This window comes from Cryobacterium sp. Y82 (genome assembly GCF_002929495.1).
GTDB lineage: Bacteria > Actinomycetota > Actinomycetes > Actinomycetales > Microbacteriaceae > Cryobacterium > Cryobacterium serini.
This window is the reverse complement of the sequence record NZ_PJJJ01000036.1, coordinates 89865-109501: the sequence shown is the minus strand read 5'-3', so window position 1 is coordinate 109501 and position 19637 is coordinate 89865. Positions and strand designations below refer to the sequence as shown.

Annotated in this window: 13 protein-coding genes and 2 pseudogenes; 7 read left to right on the top strand and 8 right to left on the bottom strand. The window is 65.4% G+C overall.

What is annotated here, in order from left to right; genetic code table 11:
• Positions 1–50: 50 nt before the first annotated feature.
• Positions 51–1103, bottom strand: a complete 1053-nt coding sequence (locus tag CXY70_RS14055; protein ID WP_104192969.1) for an endonuclease/exonuclease/phosphatase family protein — start codon at positions 1101–1103, stop codon at positions 51–53.
• A gap of 85 nt (positions 1104–1188) precedes the next feature.
• Here CXY70_RS14055 and CXY70_RS14050 point away from each other — a divergent pair, with 85 nt between their 5' ends.
• Positions 1189–2058, top strand: a complete 870-nt coding sequence (locus CXY70_RS14050; protein ID WP_104192968.1) for a PHP domain-containing protein — start codon at positions 1189–1191, stop codon at positions 2056–2058.
• Positions 2059–2167: 109 nt separating this feature from the next.
• Here CXY70_RS14050 and CXY70_RS14045 read toward each other — a convergent pair whose 3' ends face one another.
• Positions 2168–3766: a DEAD/DEAH box helicase gene (locus CXY70_RS14045; protein WP_104192967.1), complete on the bottom strand. Its 1599-nt coding sequence runs from the start codon at positions 3764–3766 to the stop codon at positions 2168–2170.
• A gap of 145 nt (positions 3767–3911) precedes the next feature.
• Between CXY70_RS14045 and CXY70_RS14040 the strand changes: the two genes are divergently transcribed.
• Positions 3912–4652 (top strand): ferritin-like fold-containing protein, encoded by a 741-nt coding sequence (locus CXY70_RS14040; RefSeq protein ID WP_104192966.1) that lies wholly within the window; start codon positions 3912–3914, stop codon positions 4650–4652.
• A 151-nt stretch (positions 4653–4803) separates the two neighbouring features.
• Here CXY70_RS14040 and CXY70_RS14035 read toward each other — a convergent pair whose 3' ends face one another.
• Positions 4804–5112 carry a hypothetical protein gene (locus CXY70_RS14035; RefSeq protein ID WP_104192965.1) on the bottom strand — a complete coding sequence of 103 codons (309 nt, stop codon included), beginning with the start codon at positions 5110–5112 and terminating at the stop codon, positions 4804–4806.
• 6 nt (positions 5113–5118) lie between these two features.
• A complete protein-coding gene (locus tag CXY70_RS14030; protein ID WP_104192964.1) occupies positions 5119–5343 on the bottom strand; it encodes a DUF3107 domain-containing protein in 225 nt (74 codons plus the stop codon).
• Positions 5344–5438: 95 nt separating this feature from the next.
• Here CXY70_RS14030 and CXY70_RS14025 point away from each other — a divergent pair, with 95 nt between their 5' ends.
• Together CXY70_RS14025 and CXY70_RS14020 are read left to right on the top strand one after the other, a co-directional pair.
• The gene (locus CXY70_RS14025) at positions 5439–8615 is read left to right on the top strand and encodes an ATP-dependent DNA helicase (protein WP_104192963.1); all 3177 of its coding nucleotides are present in this window, start codon (positions 5439–5441) and stop codon (positions 8613–8615) included.
• Positions 8612–11854, top strand: a pseudogene (locus tag CXY70_RS14020) (UvrD-helicase domain-containing protein); the annotation flags it as partial. The gene CXY70_RS14025 and the pseudogene CXY70_RS14020, both read left to right, overlap by 4 nt.
• 11 nt (positions 11855–11865) lie before the next feature.
• Here the strand turns inward: CXY70_RS14020 and CXY70_RS18700 are convergent.
• Positions 11866–13038, bottom strand: a complete 1173-nt coding sequence (locus tag CXY70_RS18700) for a phosphotransferase (RefSeq protein WP_104192961.1) — start codon at positions 13036–13038, stop codon at positions 11866–11868.
• A gap of 84 nt (positions 13039–13122) precedes the next feature.
• Between CXY70_RS18700 and nudC the strand changes: the two genes are divergently transcribed.
• Complete coding sequence (gene nudC, locus CXY70_RS14010; RefSeq protein ID WP_104192960.1) at positions 13123–14106, top strand: NAD(+) diphosphatase; 984 nt, start codon at positions 13123–13125, stop codon at positions 14104–14106.
• Entirely contained in the window at positions 14103–15818 is a 1716-nt protein-coding gene (locus CXY70_RS14005; RefSeq protein ID WP_369852646.1) for an ATP-dependent helicase, read from the top strand. The genes nudC and CXY70_RS14005 overlap by 4 nt, the downstream gene beginning before the upstream one ends.
• Here the strand turns inward: CXY70_RS14005 and CXY70_RS14000 are convergent.
• The 3 genes and pseudogenes from CXY70_RS14000 to CXY70_RS13990 all read right to left on the bottom strand — a co-directional run bounded on the left by CXY70_RS14000 (position 15709) and on the right by CXY70_RS13990 (position 18281).
• The gene (locus CXY70_RS14000; RefSeq protein WP_146066141.1) at positions 15709–16554 is read right to left on the bottom strand and encodes a hypothetical protein; all 846 of its coding nucleotides are present in this window, start codon (positions 16552–16554) and stop codon (positions 15709–15711) included. The two genes, CXY70_RS14005 and CXY70_RS14000, sit on opposite strands and share 110 nt — an antisense overlap.
• A 125-nt stretch (positions 16555–16679) precedes the next feature.
• Positions 16680–16914, bottom strand: a pseudogene (locus CXY70_RS13995) (zinc-dependent alcohol dehydrogenase); the annotation flags it as partial.
• A 65-nt stretch (positions 16915–16979) separates the two neighbouring features.
• Positions 16980–18281 carry a zinc-dependent metalloprotease gene (locus tag CXY70_RS13990; RefSeq protein WP_104192958.1) on the bottom strand — a complete coding sequence of 434 codons (1302 nt, stop codon included), beginning with the start codon at positions 18279–18281 and terminating at the stop codon, positions 16980–16982.
• Between the two features lie 210 nt (positions 18282–18491).
• On the opposite strand from CXY70_RS13990, the gene CXY70_RS13985 reads away from it, so the two are divergent.
• On the top strand, positions 18492–19595 hold the full coding sequence (locus CXY70_RS13985) for a PDZ domain-containing protein (RefSeq protein WP_104192957.1): 1104 nt from the start codon (positions 18492–18494) through the stop codon (positions 19593–19595).
• Positions 19596–19637 lie beyond the last annotated feature (42 nt).

The following is a 19637-nucleotide window of genomic DNA, read 5'->3' as shown; positions in this document are numbered from 1 at the left end:
ACCGCACTCTGGGCAGCGACCGATCACGCTGGTGCGGGACGCGGCAGAAACTATCTGGCCGGTGTGAGCGTGGCGACGATCGGGCGGTGGTCGCTGCCGGCACCGTCAAGCGACTCGATCACCTGCAGCGCACTCACCTGCCAGTTCCCAGTTGCCATCACGTGATCGATCGGGCTGCCGAGGAGCGCCGGAATACTTGTGGGCCAGGTGCCGACGGCTGCCGCACCGGCCGAGAGTGCAGCATCCGCGCAGTTGCCGAGAACAGAGTTCACACCATCGTTGGCCCGGCCGGCCATGTGGTCGAGCGTTGAGTTGAAATCCCCTGCAAGGATCACGTTGTCGCCCTGGCACTGGGTGGCAAGCCAGTCGAGGTCGCTGCGCCAATTCGACATCTCGTACTGAATCGGGGCGACGGCGTGCACGGCAACAATAGTCGGGCCGCTACCGTCGACCGGTTTGGCCACCACGGTCGGCAGTACGTTGGTGTTGTCTGGCGGGCTGGAACCCGCGGCGTTGGTCACGGCATAGTCACCAAGATCCGGGCTGATCAGCAGCGTCGTTGACCGAGCCTTGGAGATCAAATCGAACGCGAGCGTGTGCACCCACATAGGTTGGCCGGCCTCGCGCATCAGTTCGGCGATGTGAATGCCGGCAGTTTCCGTTGTCTCTGGCAGGGTCACGACGTCGGCGTTCTGGGCGACGGCTAGTTCGGCGATGGCCCGAGCGCCGGGGACATCGCCGAGCGTGTTCCAGCTGAGAACCGTGACGGTGTCGGCATCCGTTTCGGTGCCGGCTGGACCCGTGCTCACCTGGGCGGTGTTCGCGGTAAAACCGCGCGATGCGAGAATGCCCACATTGGCCACGGCGAACAAGGCCAGCAGCACCATGGCCATGCCGAGGATTCGGCGCAGTGGCCGCATGAATCGGAGCAATCCGAACAGAACGAGGCCAACGATCGCGCCGATGACAGCGATCGTACGAAACGAGACGAGATGTGCCACGACCCAGGTGGTGTGCAGGCCGAATGCCTGCGGCCAGGTCAGGACCAGCAGGAAAACGGCGGCAGCGAAGAGTGTCAGTGCCCGGAGGAGTCGCGTCAACATTGCTGTGAACACTAGATCAGAATTCTGGGGAATCCCCAGCGCTGCACCGCGGAGAGTGGGAGGGGCGTCCAACTAGCATGGGGTCATGGCAGTCGCGCGGCAATTCCAGGGTCCGATTGATCTGCACGCGCACTCGAGCGTGTCAGACGGTACGGAAACGCCCGCCGAGTTGGTTCGTGCGGCGACTCGTGCGGGGCTCGGGACGGTTGCCCTGACCGACCACGACTCCACGTCCGGCTGGGCCGAGGCATCCAGTGCGGCGCTTACCGCGCGGATCACACTTATTCCCGGGATGGAATTTAGTACCCGGGTGCAGTACGCCAGTGTGCATCTATTGGCATATCTTTTTGATCCGACCGACTCCGCGCTCTTGGCCGAAATGACGCGGGTGCGGGCCGCCCGGCTTAGCCGGGCTGAGCAGATGGTGGCCCGCATCGGTGTGGACTACGACCTGAACTGGGATGACGTGCTCGACCAGACCACTCCCGGTGCCACTGTCGGCCGGCCGCACATCGCCGACGCGCTCGTCGCGCGCGGTCACGCATTGAATCGCAGCGCCGCTTTCGCCGACATTCTGCATTGGAAAGCCGGTTACTTCCAGCCTCACTACGCGCCAGACCCGTTACGCGCGATCGAACTCGTGCGCTCCGCCGGGGGAGTGCCAATTATCGCCCACCCCGCTACGCGCGGCATCGGCGATGTCGTCGAGGAAAGTCGGCTAAAAACCATGGTCGAAGCAGGACTCTTCGGCCTCGAACTCGAGCATCGCGAAAACAAGCCGGAGCCCACAGCGCGCCTGTACGACCTCGCCGCAAGGTTCGGGTTGTCTGTCACCGGCTCAAGCGACTACCACGGCACCGGCAAACCCAATCGGCTCGGCGAGAATACGACCGCTCCCGAGGTGCTCGACCGCATTATCGCCGAGGGCCGCGGCTCCGCACCTGTCTACGGCTGATCGATTAAAGCGGATGCCGCGGCACCGCAACGAAAAAGCCCGACGCCCGGGCTGCCACGGCCGAGACGATGGCAGCCCGGGGGTCGGACGTTTTGGTGCTGATCAGGTGTTAGATAGCACTGCCGGTCTGCGGCGAGCGACGACGGGTGCGGCTGCGACGAAGCGGTGCGTTGTTGCCGTCGTGGTGCTCGGTTCCGCCGCCGTCATGTGTGCCGGCTGCCGGGGTTGCAGCGGGGGCGTCGGGGTTGGTACTGGAACCGACGCGGGTACGTGACCGCGTCGGGCGACCAGCATCATCCCCACCCTCACGTACCGAGCTCGTCGCCGGCCGGTCGGAGCCACGCGTTGAATCGCCACGGCGGTCGCTATGAGTGCCCTCGGAGCGACCGCCTTCAGAACGACCGCCGCGTGCCGCACCGGAACGACTTCCCGCGCCCGCCGAGCGTGCTCCGCCAGAACGACCGGCGCCGGCGGTGCGAGCATCGCCAGCGCGCCCTTCGTGGGCACTGACATCCTTCACCGGAGTCGCGCGCAGACGGCCCTTGGAACCGGCCGGAATGTTCAGATCGGTGTAGAGGTGCGGCGACGACGAATAGGTCTCCATCGGTTCCGGCTGGCCGAAGTCGAGGGCCTTATTGATGAGCGACCACTTGTGCAGGTCGTCCCAGTCGACAAAGGTGACGGCGATGCCGTTCTTGCCGGCGCGGCCGGTACGGCCGACGCGGTGCAGGTACGCCTTCTCGTCTTCGGGAATGGTGTGGTTGATCACATGGGTGACGTCTTCAACGTCAATGCCGCGAGCTGCGACATCCGTTGCGATCAGAATTTCTTTCTTGCCGCTTTTAAAACTCGCCATGGCGCGCTCGCGCTGTTCCTGGTTCAGGTCGCCGTGCACGGCCGTGGCATTGAAGCCGCGGTCGCCGAGTTCTTCGACAAGCTTCGCGGCGGCCCGCTTGGTGCGGGTGAAGATAATGGTCTTGCCTCGGCCCTCTGCCATGAGGATTCGGCCGATGACCTCGTCCTTGTCCATGTTGTGGGCACGGTAGACGAGGTGCTCGATGTTGGCCTGCATGAGGCCTTCGTCGGGGTCGGTGGCACGAATGTGAATCGGTCGGTTCATGAAGCGGCGGGCCAGGGCCACGATCGGCCCGGGCATCGTCGCCGAGAACAGCATGGTGTGGCGGGTCGCCGGGGTCTGCGCGAACAGCTTCTCGATGTCGGAGAGAAAGCCGAGGTCAAGCATCTTGTCGGCTTCATCCAGCACCATTTCGCGCACATTGGCGAGGGTGAGCAGGCGCTGGCTGACCAGGTCGAGCAGGCGGCCGGGGGTTCCGACCACGATCTGTGCGCCGGCCTTGAGCTGTTCGATCTGACCTTCATAGGCCTTGCCGCCGTAGATGGAGACGATCTTGGTATTACGGCCGGCTGCGGCGAGCTCGAGGTCTTCCGAGACCTGCACGCACAGTTCACGGGTCGGAACGACGATAAGCGCCTGCACGCCGGGTACGGGATCGAGGCCGAGGCGCTGAATGACCGGAAGGCCGAAGCCAAAGGTCTTGCCGGTGCCGGTCTTGGCCTGTCCGATGATGTCCTGGCCGGCAAGCGCCAGCGGAATGGTCTGGGTCTGAATGGGGAACGGTTCGAGGATGCCCTTGGCGGCAAGGGAGTCGACCATGTCCTGGTCAATATTAAGTTCGGAGAAAGTCACGAATGTATGCCTGTCATTAACTGGAAGCGAAGTGCGCCCGTTTTTGCGTCTCGGGCAGCGGTCGCCGATCCTTGCCGGCGACGTAATTCCACCTTACTGCCCAGTCTGTACCGCGACCACAGGCGCGCTGTCCTAAGCTGAGCCCGTGGTCACGTGGTTCGGTCGGCGCCCGCAGCGCAATGAAGCCCCGCGGCTTTCCTCCCGCGGGGCGCCCCAGCCAACCGAAAAAGTGGACATCAGTTCGCTGGCCCCCGACGTTCAGCATTTTCTCGGCCAAGCCGCCTACTGCGAGCTCGGCGAGTTCGAAAGTCTGGCCCGCGCCGTTGCCACCGCGCCGAACCTTGACGTAAAGGAAGGTCTCAGCGCCGCCGCCGGTCGAGCCTTGAGTAAACATCACGGCCTGGTCACCGAGATTCGACGCCGCGGGCACGAGCCAGCCACCGAGATGGCCCCGTTTGTCGTGAGTCTCGACGAGTTTCGCCGCAAGACCAGCGGCGCCGACTGGCATGAGCTGCTCCTGAGCTGCTATCTCGCTGGCGGCCTCCTCGAGGACTTTTTCATCCGGCTATCGGACGGCCTGCCGCGGGATATCGGACCGCGGGTAGCGCAGCTGCTCGGAGAAAATTCCGGCACCGACGTGCTCGTACACGAACTGCAAACCGCCATCGAAAACGACGTTGAGCTCGGCTCCCGGCTGGCGATGTGGGGCCGTCGGCTCGTCGGCGATACCCTGCTGGTGGCTCGCTCCGCGATGCCGGCCGCCGACCCAGGCACGGACTCGGGCACCGGCCCTGGCGCCGCGGCCGAGGCGCGCATCGAACCGGTCTTCACCGAACTCATTGCCGCGCACACCCGTCGCATGGACGGACTCGGCCTGACGGCCTGACGGCCTGACGGCCTGACGGCCTGACGGGGGGCAATCAGTCGATCGCTGCGGACTCAATGGTAAACAGTTCAGCTGGGGTAAATGCCGCCGCTGCTTGACCTCTACCCAAGCGACCGGCGCGCGGTCGCTTGGGCCAATCGGTTTTTTGAAGTTACGCGGTAGCGGGGGACCCGGTGTTGGCGAGGCGTTGCAGCATCCGATGGTCGGCATGAATGCGTCGCCGGCTGATCACCAGATTGAGTACGACGGATGACACGGCGGCGCCCCCGAGAGACACCCACCAAATCCATCCACCGGCCCAATTCCAGCCGAGCCAGGTCAGCGCGACCCAGATCACAGCTGCAGCAACCGTGCCGATCGCCGGAACCAGCACCGAGCCCTGGGTTGACCGCCCGGGCAGAAAATATCGCGCGCCGAGACCGATGAGAGCGCCGAAAAGTGCGACGAACAGGAGTTCCATGGCGCTTTAGGCGACGAAACCGACGCGACGTGATTCTTCGCTGCCGAGTTCGACGTAGGCCAGGCCGACAGTCGGAACGATATAGACGCGGCCCTTGCTGTCGCTGAGCTTCAGATAGCCGGTCGGATCAGAGAGAGCCGCCGCAACGGTCTGCTCAATCTCGGTTGCTGGCTGCGATGTCTCGAAACCGATCTCCCGGGGGGAGTTGAAAATACCAATGCGAATGTCCACAGAACTGCCTTTCGTAGCCTTGCGCCCAGAGTACGACAGAACGCGCCACCGCCCTGACAGAGTTCACTGTCGGCGCAACCCGTTACCGTTGAAATGTGACAAACCACACCCTTGATTCCGCCCAGGCCGCCGTTCTGAACCTCCCCGACGGGGTCAGTGCCGCGGTGATCGGCGCGCCCGGCTCGGGCAAGACGACCACGCTCGTCGAACTCGTTGCAGACAGGGTGCTCAACCGGGGGTATTCGCCGAGCGAGGTACTGGTATTGGTACCGACCCGTGCCGGTGCAACGGAGCTGCGCGACCGGCTTGCGCTGCGCCTTGGCGTGCCGACAAACGGCCCGCTGGCTCGCAGCGCCAACTCGGTGGCATTTCAGATTGTGCGCTCGGCGGTCGCGCAGGCCGGCGGTCCGACTCCCACGCTGCTCACCGGTGGGGAACAAGACCAGATCATTGCCGAGCTGTTGCAGGGCCACGTCGATGATGAGACCGGCCCGGCCTGGCCGGCGACCCTCGGTCCCGATGTACGCCGCCTGCGTGGCTTTCGCACCGAACTTCGCGATCTCATGATGCGCGCCGTCGAATACGGTGTGTCGCCGGGCCAGCTCGAGCGTTTCGCCCTCGGTCGTCCGCAGTGGGTTGCTGCGGCCGAGTTCATTCGCGGATACGAAGACGCCAAAGACCAGGCCCGCCCGGGCCAATTCGACTCGACCGAACTGGCTCGCTATGCTGCCGCTATCGTGGCGGGCGCCCAGGCCGGACCGGCCGGCGTTGCAACACTCGGCTCCCTCGCCGACCTGCGCCTGATTGTTCTCGACGATGCCCAGGAAGTCACACAGGCCACGATCACACTGCTGGCCCAGTTTCAGACGCGGGGGGTGGCGATCATCGCCGTCGGTGACCCGGACATCAGCACCGGTTCGTTTCACGGTGCGCATCCGGATGTCCTGGGTCGCCTTGGCTCCTATCTCAGCGACGGCCGGGCCGTACCCGACGGCCGGGTAGCCGCGCCGATTGTGCTGCAAACGGTGTATCGGCACGGCGTGGACATCCGTCGAGTCGTGGCGGAGATCACCGGCCGGATCGGTGCCGCCGCGGCTGGAACCCAGCGTGCGGCGGCCGGTCGCGATTCGGCAGAAGCGAGTGACCGTTCCGTGCAAACCGTGGTTGCGACCAGCCCGGCCGATCAGCTCGCAGTCATCGCTCGGCTGCTGCGCGAACGCCACGTAATTGCCGGGATCCCCTGGTCGCGCATGGCCGTGATCGTGCGCACCGGAGCGCTCGTGCCGTCGATTTCCAAGGGGCTCGCCGCACTCGAAGTGCCGACGCAGATCTCTACCGCGAGCACAGCCCTGCGTGACGAATACGCGGTGAGGGCCTTCATCTTGGCTCTTGAGGTGACTCTGGGTCGCAAACCGCTCGACCCCGAGGCGGCGATCCAGTTGCTGCGCGGCCCGCTCGGTGGGCTCGACCCGATCACCCTGCGCCGGCTACGTGCCGCGTTGCGCCAGCACGAGCTGGCCACTGACACCCCCGCACCGCAAAGCGCCGACGAGTTGCTCGTTGTCGCGCTGCAGAACCCCGACCTGCTCGCCACCATCGATAACCGCACCGCTCGCCGCGCGGCAGGCTGCGGAGCGAGTCTGCGCCAGGCGAAAATCGAATACGAAGCCGGTGCCACCATCGAGGAACTACTCTGGGGGCTCTGGCAGCGCAGCGGCCTCGATCGCGAGTGGAAAGAGCAGTCCACCGGAACTGGAATCGTCGCCGACGAAGCCAACCACAACCTTGACGCCGTCGTGGCCCTGTTCTCGGCGGCGCAGCGGTACGTCGAGCGCACCCCGTCGGCCCCGCCGGTGCTGTTCCTGGAACATCTCGTCGACACCGATGTGCCCGAAGATACCCTCGCGCCGCGTGCCCTGGGCGCGGCCGTCACCGTGTCGACCCCAAGCGGCACCATCGGGCGCGATTTCGACATTGTGGTGGTGGCCGGCGTGCAGGCCAATGTCTGGCCTGACCTGCGCATCCGTGGTTCCCTGCTCGGTGCTGGCGACCTTGCCTTGGTTGCCACGGGCCAGGATGGCACCGGGCATGACGCTACCGGCACCGACGCTCGCACCGCGGTACTCCACGACGAACTACGCATGTTCGCCCAGGCCGTCAGCCGTGCCACGACTGAACTGCTGGTCACCGCAGTGAGCAATGAAGAGAATGAGCCGTCTGTGTTCCTTCGTCTGCTGCCAGACCCCGAGCCGGAGCGCGGCGTTGACGATTTTGCCCGGTACCCTCTGTCGCTGCGCGGCCTGGCCGGGCGGATGCGCCGTGACCTGACCCGGGCCATCCGCTCACCGGCCCGCATCGATTCCGAGATGGCCGCCCGGGCAGCGGATGCCGCGGCCACCCTGGCCCGCCTGGCCAGCGAAAATGTGCCTGGCGCCGCACCGGATCAGTGGTATGGCCTGACCGAGCCGAGCACCGTGCGCCCGCTCAATGACTCGGCGGCCGGTGATGATCCGGTGCGTGTCTCGCCGTCGCGAATGGCCGCCTTTGAGACCTGTCCGCTGCACTGGCTGATCGGGCAGGTTGGCGGGGGCAGCTCGAATACCGCCGCCAACCTCGGCACGATCATTCACAAGGTCATGGAAGACTGCGTCGATCGTCGGCCAGAGGCGCTCTGGCAGGGCGTGGAGTCCCGTTGGAACGAACTCGACTTCGACGCCGATTGGCAGTCACGCGTGCAGAAGGTCGCCGCCAGAGCGCTCACCGACCGGCTCGCCTCGTACCTGCTCGATTTCGAGAACGGGGGTGGTGAGTTGCTGAGCGCCGAGGGAACCTTCCAACTTGAAGTGAGCGGTGCCGTGCTGTCGGGCACCATCGACCGAGTGGAACGCCAAGCCGACGGGCGGGCCGTGATCGTCGACCTGAAAACCGGCAAGGGCGACGCGACAAGCGATGTCGGCGTCGCGGAGCATCCACAACTTGGCGCCTACCAACTGGCGTTTCAGGAGGGCGTCATCGAGGGCGTGTCCGGTGACATGGCGCTGGCTGGTGCCCGCCTGGTCATCGTCTCCTCCGGCACGGTCAAGCAGAATTACCGTAATCCCACCCAGCCAGCGTTCACTCCGGAGCAGCTCGACGCTTTTCGCACCCGCGTACGCGACGACGCGGCAGGCATGGGCGGCAGCACCTTCCTCGCCGAAATCACCGAGCACTGCCTCGACCCGCGAAGCCACGGGTCCTGCCGCATCCACGTCATTAAGCAGGTCAGCTCATGAGTCTCACGACAACGGCCACCACGGTCTCCGCCCTCGACATTGCCGCAGAACTCAGGCTTCCTCCACCCACCGCTGAGCAGCAGGAGGTCATCGAGGCGCCGCTTACGCCGACCCTGGTGGTCGCCGGCGCCGGAAGCGGCAAGACCGAGACGATGGCCAACCGGGTGCTCTGGCTACTCGCCAACGGCCACGCCCGCCCCGATCAGATTCTTGGACTCACTTTCACCCGCAAGGCTGCCGGCGAGCTGAGCGATCGCATCAATAAGCGCATCACCGACCTCGATGCCGCTGGGCTGATGCCGATCATCGCAGGCCCGGACGACGGCCTGACGGCTGAGTCGTCCGACCTGTTCAACACGCCGAGCGTCTCCACTTACAACTCTTTTGCCAGCCGGCTCTTCACCGACAATGCCCTGTTGCTCGGCCGCGAGCCGGAATCTGTGCTACTCAGTGAAACGAGCGCCTGGCTGCTCGCTCGGCGCGTGGTCATCGAGCACGGCGACGGCCGCCTGGTGCCTTACGGAAAGAGCGTCGACCAGGTCACCGACGCCGTGTTGCAGCTCAGTCGTGCCGTCGCTGAGAATCCGCCGGCCTGGCACGACGGCGCACCGGGAACCCCGCACGATCTCGCCGGCCTGGCCGAAAGCTTCGCTTATCTGAGCGATTTGCCCTACGGCAACCCGCGCAAGAAAAAACCGTACGACTCGGTGGTAGACGCCCTGGCCGCAGTCGCGCCATTGCCCGTGCTCGCCGAACTCGCTGCGCAGTACAGCGGCGAGAAGCGCCGCCTCGGCCTCATCGAATTCTCCGACCAAGTGGCCCTCGCGCTTCAGGTCTGCCAGAAAGTTGATGCGGTCGTTGATCGTTATCGCGACCAGTACCGTGTCGTGCTGCTCGACGAATACCAGGACACCTCCGTGCTGCAGACCGAACTGTTGCACACGCTCTTTCAAAACCATCCGGTGATGGCCGTCGGTGACCCGCACCAGTCGATCTACGGATGGCGCGGGGCGAGCTCGGCGAATTTGCTCGGCTTCGGGCGAGACTTCAACACCAGCGACTCCAGTCGCAAGGCCGCAGCGCCGACCATGTCGCTGTCCTTCACGTGGCGGAACCCCGCCCTCGTGCTCGACGCCGCGAATGCCGTCGTCGATCCGCTGAGTCAGACACTGCGCGCCCAACCCGGCGGAATCCAGGTTGAAACACTCAAGGTGCCGGCCGGAACCAGGGCCGGCACCGTTGACGCGCTCATGGCTGAAACCATTGCCGCTGAGGCCGACGCGGTGGCCAACTGGTTCGCCGCCCGGCTCGTCGGTGATCACACCGGGGCCATGCTCTTTCGGGCCCGCCGAGAGATGGACTACTTCGCCGAGGTGCTGCGCGCCCATGGAGTGCGCGCCCACGTGCTCGGCCTCGGCGGATTGCTTTCCACACCGGAAGTCGCCGACGTCGTGAGCGTTCTGCGGGTGGTGCACGATCCCGCTGCCGGCAGCGAACTCGTGCGCCTCCTCAGCGGCGCTCGTTACCGTGTCGGTGCACGCGACCTGCAGGCACTCGCCAACGTGGCACGCTGGTTGGCCCGGCACGACTGGGCCCAGAAAGCCATTTCGGCCGACCTGCGGGGCAAGCTGCGGGCATCCGTCGCCGGTGATGAGGGCAGCTCTCTGGTTGACGCGCTGGACTTTCTGGGCACAGCGCCGGACTCTCATAGCCAATTCGCCGAGTTCAGCGAGCTGGGGCGCGCGCGTGTGCAGTCGGCTGGCCGGCAACTGGCGTGGTTACGTTCCCGCGCCGGCCTGCCGCTGCTGGACTACGTGCGGCTGATCGAACAGGAATTTCGACTCGACATCGAACTGACCGCGAACGAAGACAACGACCTCGGGCTCGCGAACCTATATTCCTTCCACGATACGGTGGCCGCATTCCTCGACAGCGACGAACAGGGCACCCTGGCCAGTTTTCTGCGCTGGCTGAAGCGGGCGGAGCTGCAAGACGACCTCGGCCCGCGCGCTGAAATGTCGGAACAGGGCACCGTGCAGTTGCTGACGATTCATGGCGCCAAGGGCCTCGAATGGGATTTTGTCGCCATTCCGAACCTCACGGAAAAAAGCCTGCCCGCCTTAGCTCACGATTCCAGCGGGTGGCTGCGCTTTGGCGAGCTGCCCTACGTTTTTCGGGGTGATCGCTCCGAGCTGCCCGAGCTCGAAGTCGCCGGCCACGACACCCAGCTCGATTATGATCTGGCCTTCCAGACCTACAAGGCTCAATTGGCGACGCGACACGACGACGAAGAACGCCGGCTCATCTACGTCGCCATCACCCGTGCCAGGCAAGAACTCTTGCTGACCGGCTCCTTTTGGGGGCCAGGACTGACGGTTCGAAAGCCCAGCCGCTACCTCGTGGAACTTGCCAAAGCGGGGCTCATCCCGGCTATCCCCGACACGAGTGCCGAGGCCGACAAACCTGCTTCCGCCTCCAGCGGCACGGAACTGTGGCCGTTTGACCCGCTTGGCTCCCGCCGCGCCCTCGTCGAAGCCGCCGCGACCCGCGTCTTGGGCAGCGAGGCGGATGCTCCCACCCGCTGGTCCCACGCGGTCACCCTGCTATTGGAAGAACGTGCCCTGCGGTTGGCCGGCGGCGCTGTTACCCCCGTTCCCACCCGCATCCCCGCATCCCGGTTCAAAGATTACGTCGACGACCCGGCCGCAGTCGCCGCCGAACTACGGCGCCCCATGCCGCAGCGCCCCTACCGGGCCACACGGCTCGGTACCCTATTTCACTCCTGGGTGGAGCGGCGGGCTGGCGGTGCGACCGGCACCGATCGCGTCGATGCCGCGCTGAACGAACTGGACTTCGGCGATGACGGTGCGGGCGATGACGGCGGTACCGGGGCGCTGAATGACCTCGCCGTGCCCGAGCAGGAACAGTTTGCGGTTTTGCAGGCCACTTTTGAACGGTCCGAGTGGGCCGATCGAGCGCCGGTCGACGTCGAGATCGAAATTCACCACGTGCTCGGCGGCCAGGTCTTCGTCTGCAAGCTCGACGCGGTCTATCGCACTGAAACGGGGTACCAGGTTGTCGACTGGAAAACCGGGCGGGCGCCCAAGAACGCCGCTGACCTCGAATTGAAGCAAACGCAACTCGCGCTCTACCGGTTGGCCTACGCCCGCTGGAAGAGAATCGATCCGAGCATTGTCGACGCCGTGTTTTATTTCGTCGCCGACGACACCGTCATCGCCCCCGAGCGTCTCTATTCGGAGGCAGACCTGCTTGCCGCCTGGTCGGGGGCGATAATCCCGGTGCGCGAGTCGTTGGGCTCGGAGCCGTCATCGGACTCGTCAAAGGAATCAGAGTTGGCGTCCGAGTCCATGCTGTGCCCCGAGAAGTTGTAGCTGTCGGTATGCATCGCCGCGTGCTGGTCGTAGTCGCGGGCGGCGCGCGGCATATGGTCGAGCATGTTCTCCACGTCACCGACGGTCATGATCGGGCCGGTTTCGGGGGAGAGCGGCTGTTGGGTGTGGCTGTGCACGGTGTCGACGAGGCCGTCGAGCATGGCGACGGCGTCATCGACGATGGACTGGTCATGACTGCTCACACCGTGCAGCAACCAGCGGGCCAGCTCGAGCTCGGCGTAGAGCATGGCACGCTGGGTGATGTGGGTGTCGCTGCCCTGACGAGCGGTCGAATACGCGGTGATGGCTAGTTCAGCGGCATCTCCGCGCGCGGCTAGCAACCAGTGGAGGTCGCGGGCGGGGTCGCCGACGGCCAGGCCGGACCAGCCGAGAATACCCGATACGGCGTCGTCGGTGATCAAAATAGAATCGGCCGACATCGATCCGTGTACCACCGCGGGCGCGAACTGCCAGAGGGCATCGTCGTCGGTGGCCTGTTCCCAGCGGCGCAGCAGTGCTGCGGGAAGGTATCCGGTGTTGGCGGCCCGGTCGATCAGGTCGATGGCGTCTTTGCGGCACTGTTCAGCGCTCTGCTGGGAAAGCCCGGCCGTGCCGATGAAAGCGCTCGGCAGTGAGTGGATCGCGGCGATGGCGCGGCCGATCGACCCCGAGACGCCCTCGTGTCCTGTGAGGGCATCCGCATCGAAACTGTCGCCGGCCAGCAGCTCATAGACCACAGCGCGGGTTCCCTGAATGGGCGTCTGGCCGACGTATTCGGGCACGTCGAACGGCAGTCGACTGCGATTGCCGGTGGTGAGCGCGCGCAGCGCCACGAGGTCGGCGGACTGTTCGGTTTCGGCCGACTGGCTGGTGGGAACGCGAATGATTAGCGCCCGCCCGTCTGTGTCAATGACGAGCGCCGAGTCGAACAGTCCGTGCGCGCCGGCACTGTGCTTGCGGGTGTAGGCCACGTCGAGCCCCGGAACTGCGGAGGTGGCTAACGCGGCTAGAGTGAGTTGAGTTCTGGCCATGCCTACTAGGTTAGATCGACTTCCGGTTGCGTGGTTGTTCGCCACGCCTCCACACCCACGTTCTCGCAGAGCTCGGAGATTACCATGTCGTTCACTTTCACGACGCGGTTACCGCTGTCTCGCCACGCGGTCGACCGAGACCACCTGAGCCGCAGCATTCCCGGGCTGTTCGATCAGCTCTGGGCGGATTCTGCGACTCGCGTTCTGCCGGTCTGGCACGGCAAGATACTGCTCGCGCCAAACGACTCGACCAGCGCCGTGCACCTGGCCCTGCTGCCTCCGGCGCGCGTGGCGATGAGTCGCCAGAACCCCGGCTTGCGCGTCTACCTCGGCCGGTCCCTGCCAACCGGCTTGCCCGAGCCGACCGGTACCCGCATTGTCGCTGCGCAGCTCGATGACGACGCTGCGGCCCGGCTGGAGCCCGACGAGAGCCGGTGGGTGAACCTTCGAACGGTCGCGACCGTGCTGGGTGACCGTGACGCCGGTTTGTTCACCGAGGCCCTCGGTGTGCTCAACTGGCACGCCTCGCACGCGCACTGCCCCCGCTGTGGCGCTGCAACCGTGGTCGAGGAGGGCGGTTGGGTGCGTCGCTGCCCGGTGGACAACAGCCAGGTCTTTCCTCGCACCGATCCCGCCGTCATCGTGCTCATTACCGATGCCGACGATCGCCTTCTGCTCGGCTCCAACGCAATGTGGGAGAACAACCGCTACTCGCTGCTCGCCGGATTCGTCGAACCCGGCGAAGCCCTGGAATCGGCCGTGATCCGCGAAATGTTCGAAGAATCCGGCCTGCGGGTCACCGATCCGGCCTACGTCGGCTCGCAGCCGTGGCCGTTCCCGGCCTCCATCATGTGCGGGTTCACCGCTCGACTCGCCGACGACCAGCAGGCAAGTGATCTGCAGCCCGACGGCGCCGAGATTTTGGCGCTGTGCTGGTTCAGCCGGCAAGAGCTGCTCGATGCGGGCGCGTGGATGCTGCTGCCCGGCCCGTCTTCAATCGCGCACGCCATGATCGAACGCTGGCTCGGAGCTGCGTTGCCGGCCGCGACGGAACTGATCCGCCCGTGACGGTGACCGCCCACTCGCTGCTGAACGGCCTCGATGAACAACAGCGCATTGCCGCCGAAGCGCTGATCGGCCCGGTCTGCATGCTCGCCGGCGCCGGAACCGGCAAAACCCGCGCCATCACGCACCGCATCGCCCTCGGCGTGCTTACCGGCGCCTATGCCCCGAACCGGGTCATGGCGCTCACCTTCACGAGCCGGTCGGCGGCCGAACTCCGTGGCCGCCTGCGGCAGCTCGGTGCCGGTGGGGTGGCCGCCCGCACCTTTCACGCCGCCGCGTTGTCTCAACTGAACTACTTCTGGCCGCACGTCGTCGGCGGGCAGGCACCGCGCATCCTCGACGGTAAGGGCCGCATTCTCGGGCACGCTGCCGAGGCCCTGCACCTTAAAATCGACACGGCCACCCTGCGAGACCTTGCGGCTGAGGTGGAGTGGCGCAAGACCAGCGGTCTGAGCATCGAGCAGTATGCGGCCGGCATCGCCCGCCGCAGCCTGCCCGGACGGCTCGACGTCGACCAGGTCGTCGCCCTGCAACAGACCTACGAGAAGCTCAAAGACGATCGGAAGCAGATCGACTTTGAAGACGTGCTGCTCGCCATGGCCGGCATGATCGAGGCCGAACCGTCCGTCGCCCTGCAGGTGCGTGAGCAGTACCGGTTCTTCGTCGTTGACGAATATCAGGACGTCTCCCCGCTGCAGCACGACCTGCTGGCGCTCTGGCTCGGCGACCGCCGCGATCTCTGCGTCGTCGGCGACGCCAGCCAGACCATTTACTCCTTCGCCGGTGCCCGCAGCGACTACCTGCTCGACTTTCCCAAACACTACGAGGATGCCACAGTGGTGCGGCTCGAGCAGAACTACCGGTCGACCGCGCCCATCGTTGCTACTGCGAACCAGCTCATGCGCGGCCGTTCCGGCGCGCTGACCCTGCACGCTGCACAATCCGACACCGGTCCTGATCCGTCGGTGCGCGGGTATGCCTCCGATATGGCCGAGGCGCGCGGTGTTGCGGAGCAGATTGTGCAGCTCATCGGCACCGGTACCAAGCCCGAAGACATCGCCGTACTGTTTCGGGTCAACGTGCAGGCGGCACTGCTGGAAACAGCGCTGACCGAGGTGGGAGTGAGCTACCAGATTCGCGGCGCCAAACGGTTCTTCGACCTGCCCGAGGTGAAGCAGGCGGTGATGAGCCTGCGCGCAGCATCCGTTTCCATCATCGGGGAACCGCTGTTCAAATCGGTCAGCGACGTGCTGCGGTCCCTCGGCTGGAGCCAGACCGCTCCCGAGACACGCGGCGCAGTTCAGGCTCGGTGGGAATCGCTCAATGCTCTGATGGGCCTGGTCGACCAGGCCGCCGCCGGAACGACCTTTCGTCAGTTTACCGACGAGCTGATGGAGCGTCAGGCCGGCCAGCATGAACCGACCGTCTCGGCGGTGACACTGGCCACCATGCACTCGGCTAAGGGCCTCGAGTGGGATGTCGTGTTCGTGGTCGGCCTGAGCGAAGGTCTGGTGCCGATCAGCTATGCGAGCACTTTCGACCAGATAGACGAGGAGCGCCGACTGCTCTACGTCGGTATCACGCGGGCCCGCAGGCGGCTAGCGCTCAGCTGGTCGTCCTCCGGAGTGCAGGCTCGTGCGCCTCGGGAACGGTCTCGATTTCTGCAAGAGCTTGGCAGCCGCACCGCTCGTGGAGCCGGTGCTCGCTCCGCGTAACCCTGCCGGAGACGGCGTCAATGCGCAAAGACCGGGCGAACACGGCTGACCGCCCCGTTTCCAGGCGATCCTGCACGAGCCCGGCTACCCGGGCGGCGACCTCAAAGCTCAACCGGGGTGTTTCGCTTGGAGCCTGCCGTTGAGCGAGCTGGCAGGCCATGGCCGGCCAGGCCGAATCGTCGTCAACGTGCGCGAGTTCGAGACAGGTCAGGCAGGGCCCGAGGCCCGGTTCGACCATGGGGCCCACCCGCGCGGAGCTGTCGCTGAACACCACCGGCAGGTGGGGAATGTCGCGGCGTAGCCAGCGCCCGTGGCGCTCCGGTGAGAAGACGTACTGTCCGACCAACACTGCCAGTTCTGGTTCATTGCCGGGTAGCGGCTCCTCGATTCCGAGGTTGGCCAGCAGGGTGCGCACGCGAAAAGCGGTCGTTCCAATGCCATCGACGAGCACGGTGCGGGGCAGCGGCGTGACCGGGGGTTGCGCATCGTCTGATACGTACAGCAGCGCCGGCTCAAGCAGTTCGAGCAGGCGCGTTACCTCGGCAGCGGATGCTCCGGCCAGCGTTCCCAGCAGCATCGCACCTGATCGATGCACCCCCGCGGCGAGGGCTGACAGCACTGCCTCGTGAGCGAGCGTGAGCCCGCCGATCGTGACAACGGCGTGGTCGATGCCGAGTTGTACACAATCCGGTGTGCGCCACACCAGGGGGTACCGAGGATTCAGTCGAAGAGCCATGCCGACATGATGACGCACATCACCCCGGCTGGATAAGTTCTCCACAGGCACGTTATCGGGGCGAAGGTGCGGGCGGTTACGCGCGGATATTGGGATTCGACACTAACGCCGCCCGCACCTGATTATCAGTAGCGGATAACCACGCGGCCGTCGATCTTGCCGTGCTTCATCTCGTCGAGTACCTCATTGACGTCGTCGAGGCGACGTTCGGAGACCGTGGGATGAATCTGGCCGCGGGCGCAGAACTGCAAGGCTTCTTCCATGTCCTGACGGGTACCCGCGAGGGAACCGCGGATGGTAAGACCCTTCAGCACGATGTCGAAGATCGGCGCGGAAAAAGTTTCCCGCCGGCAGGCCTTCGATTGGGACATTTCGTCCGTTGAACGACGATAGGTCAGCAAAGGTTGTGGCAACGTTGCGCGCCTCTACTCCTCGTGCGGGCGCTCGGCGCCGTCATCGCGCAGCAGATCCGCAAGGGCCTGGTCGACGTCGTCAAGCACCTCCGGCTCGCCTCGCGCCGCGCTCGTGAGGCGGGCGATCAACTTTTGAGGATCATCGATGTCCTGCTCGGTGGGCAGCAGGTCGGGGTGCGACCAGAGGGCGTCGCGCGCTTCGCTGCCGACGGCATCCGTCACGGCCTGCCACATCGCTGCGGCCTCCCGCAGCCGGCGCGGGCGCAGCTCAAGACCGACGAGAGTCGCGAAAGCGGATTCGGCCGGACCGCCGGAAGCCCGGCGGCGTTTGACCGTCTCGGCGATGGCATCGGCTTTGGGCAGCCTGATCGTGGCGCGCGCGGTGACGACGTCGACCCAGCCTTCGACCAGGGCGAGCATCGTTTCGAGGCGGGACAGGGCCGAGATCTGCGACTCGGACTTCTGCTGGATGAGCGAACCATCCACCATGGCCTGACGCAGGTCTTCCGGGTTGGAGGGGTCGAAGCTCCCAGCGAGTTCTTCGAGCCGGCTGGAGTCGATGCTGATACCGCGCGCATACGCTGTGACCGCGCTGGTCAGGTGCAGGCGCAGCCAGCGGGCGTGACGAAACAGTCGGGCGTGGGCAATCTCACGCACGGCCAGATAGATCTGCACCTGGTCGGCGGCAACGTCGAGGCCGGCGCCGAAGTCGGCGACGTTCTGGGGGAGCAGAGCAGCCTGCTGTTCGCCGAGCAGCGGAATCCCGACGTCGCCGCCGCTGACGACCTCGCTGGCCAGCTGCCCGACGACCTGGCCGAGCTGCATCGCGAACAGGGTTCCGCCGATGCTGCGCACGAGCTGGCTCGCGTTGGCCACCAGGCCCTGCATCTCTTCTGGCACCTGTTCGGCGAACACCCGGGTGAGCGAGTCGGAGATGCTCGTGGCGACGGGCTCGGCTAGCTGCGTCCAGAGCGGCATAGTCGCGGTGACCCATTCCCGGCGGGTCATCAGCCGGGGGTCAACGGTAAGTTCAGCCACGGAGATAACGTCATCGAGCCAGAGGGCCGCGATGTGAAAAGCTTGGCGCAGTTGGGTCTGCTGCTCGTCGGTGGCCGTAAGCTGGCCGTTAGCCGCTCGCTGCTGACCCTGCGTGAGCGCAATCTGCCAGTCCACGCCGGTGCCCTGGGAGTTCATAGCACCTTGAAGCTGTTGCATGAGTGCGGCCACGCTGGCCGGATCGCTGGGCAGGCCGGCCGCGTTGGCGAGCTGGCTTGGGTCGATGCCGCTCTTGCCGCTCAGAATGTCGCGCAGCATGTCACGGAACTCGTCACTAGGCTCGCCCGGGTTCTGATCGTTCGGGGGTAGGGAGTCGTCGGCCACTTCAGGCCCCTCTCAGTTGCATGCTTCTACGCTAGTGCGAGAAGCCCGCTCAGGGCTGGGAAATGTCCTAGGCTGAAGGGCTTGCTATGCGCCCGTCGCGAACACGGCCTGGAACTTGGCACGAACCAACACAAAAGGAGCACGGTGGCTCTCTTCACCAATGACTCACCGGCCCCCCAGGGTGCACGGCGTCGCCGCCCCTCGATCGGCTGGACGGCGTTGTTGATCGCTCTCGTCGCCGGGGTGATTCTCGGCATCATGCCGGCCCCCTACGTCATCGAGAAACCCGGACCGGTCTACAACACCCTCGGTTCCGCCACCGATGAAAACGACGTCGAGACCGCTCTCATCACCATCCCGGGTGAAACGGTCTACCCGACCAAGGGCACGCTGGACCTGCTCACGGTGTCCCTGCTCGGCAACCGGGAGAACCGCCCGAGCTGGCTCAGTGTCGCCGGAGCATGGCTCGACCCGAGTGAGGCCGTTCTCCCCATCGATCGGGTCTTTCCCGCCGATGTCAGCACCGAACAGCGGGATGCGCGCTCCAGCGCCGACATGATCAATTCCCAACAGGATGCCATCGCCGCGGCCCTGACTCATCTCGGCTACGACTACCCAACGACGGTCTCGGTGGTGAGCCTGCCCGATGGCTCTCCGGCCGAGGATGTGATCGAACCCGGAGATCAGATCTCCGCAGTGAACGGGACGCCGGTTGTCAACGTTGCGGAACTGCGTGCCGCGTTGCAGATCAACGGCGCCGAGACGGCGGCCAGTCTTGATATTGTGCGAGGCGGCGTAGCCCAGACCGTGGAGGTCACCCCGATTGACAGCGCCGGCACGGTCGTGGCCGGGGTCAACGTCTCAGTCGCTTACGACTTTCCGTTCGAGGTGCAGATTCAACTCGATAAGGTGGGCGGACCGAGCGCCGGCATGATGTTCGCGCTCGGAATCATCGACAAACTCACCCCTGGAGAGCTGCAAGGCGGCGAAAACGTGGCCGGTACCGGCACGATCGATCAGTCCGGCACGGTTGGCCCGATCGGCGGCATTCAGCAGAAGCTATACGGCGCCGTCGAGAATGAAGCGAGCTGGTTTCTGGCTCCTGCCGAGAACTGCGACGAAGTGACCGGCAATATCCCCGACGGCCTGACCGTGTTCTCCGTTGCCACCCTCGATGAGGCACTGGCCGCCCTCGACGCGATCAAGACCGGCGACACGAGCGAGGTCCCGACCTGTCCAACGCGCTAGCGACGAAGGAAAAACTTAAGGCGGCCCGGTAATGATGACTCT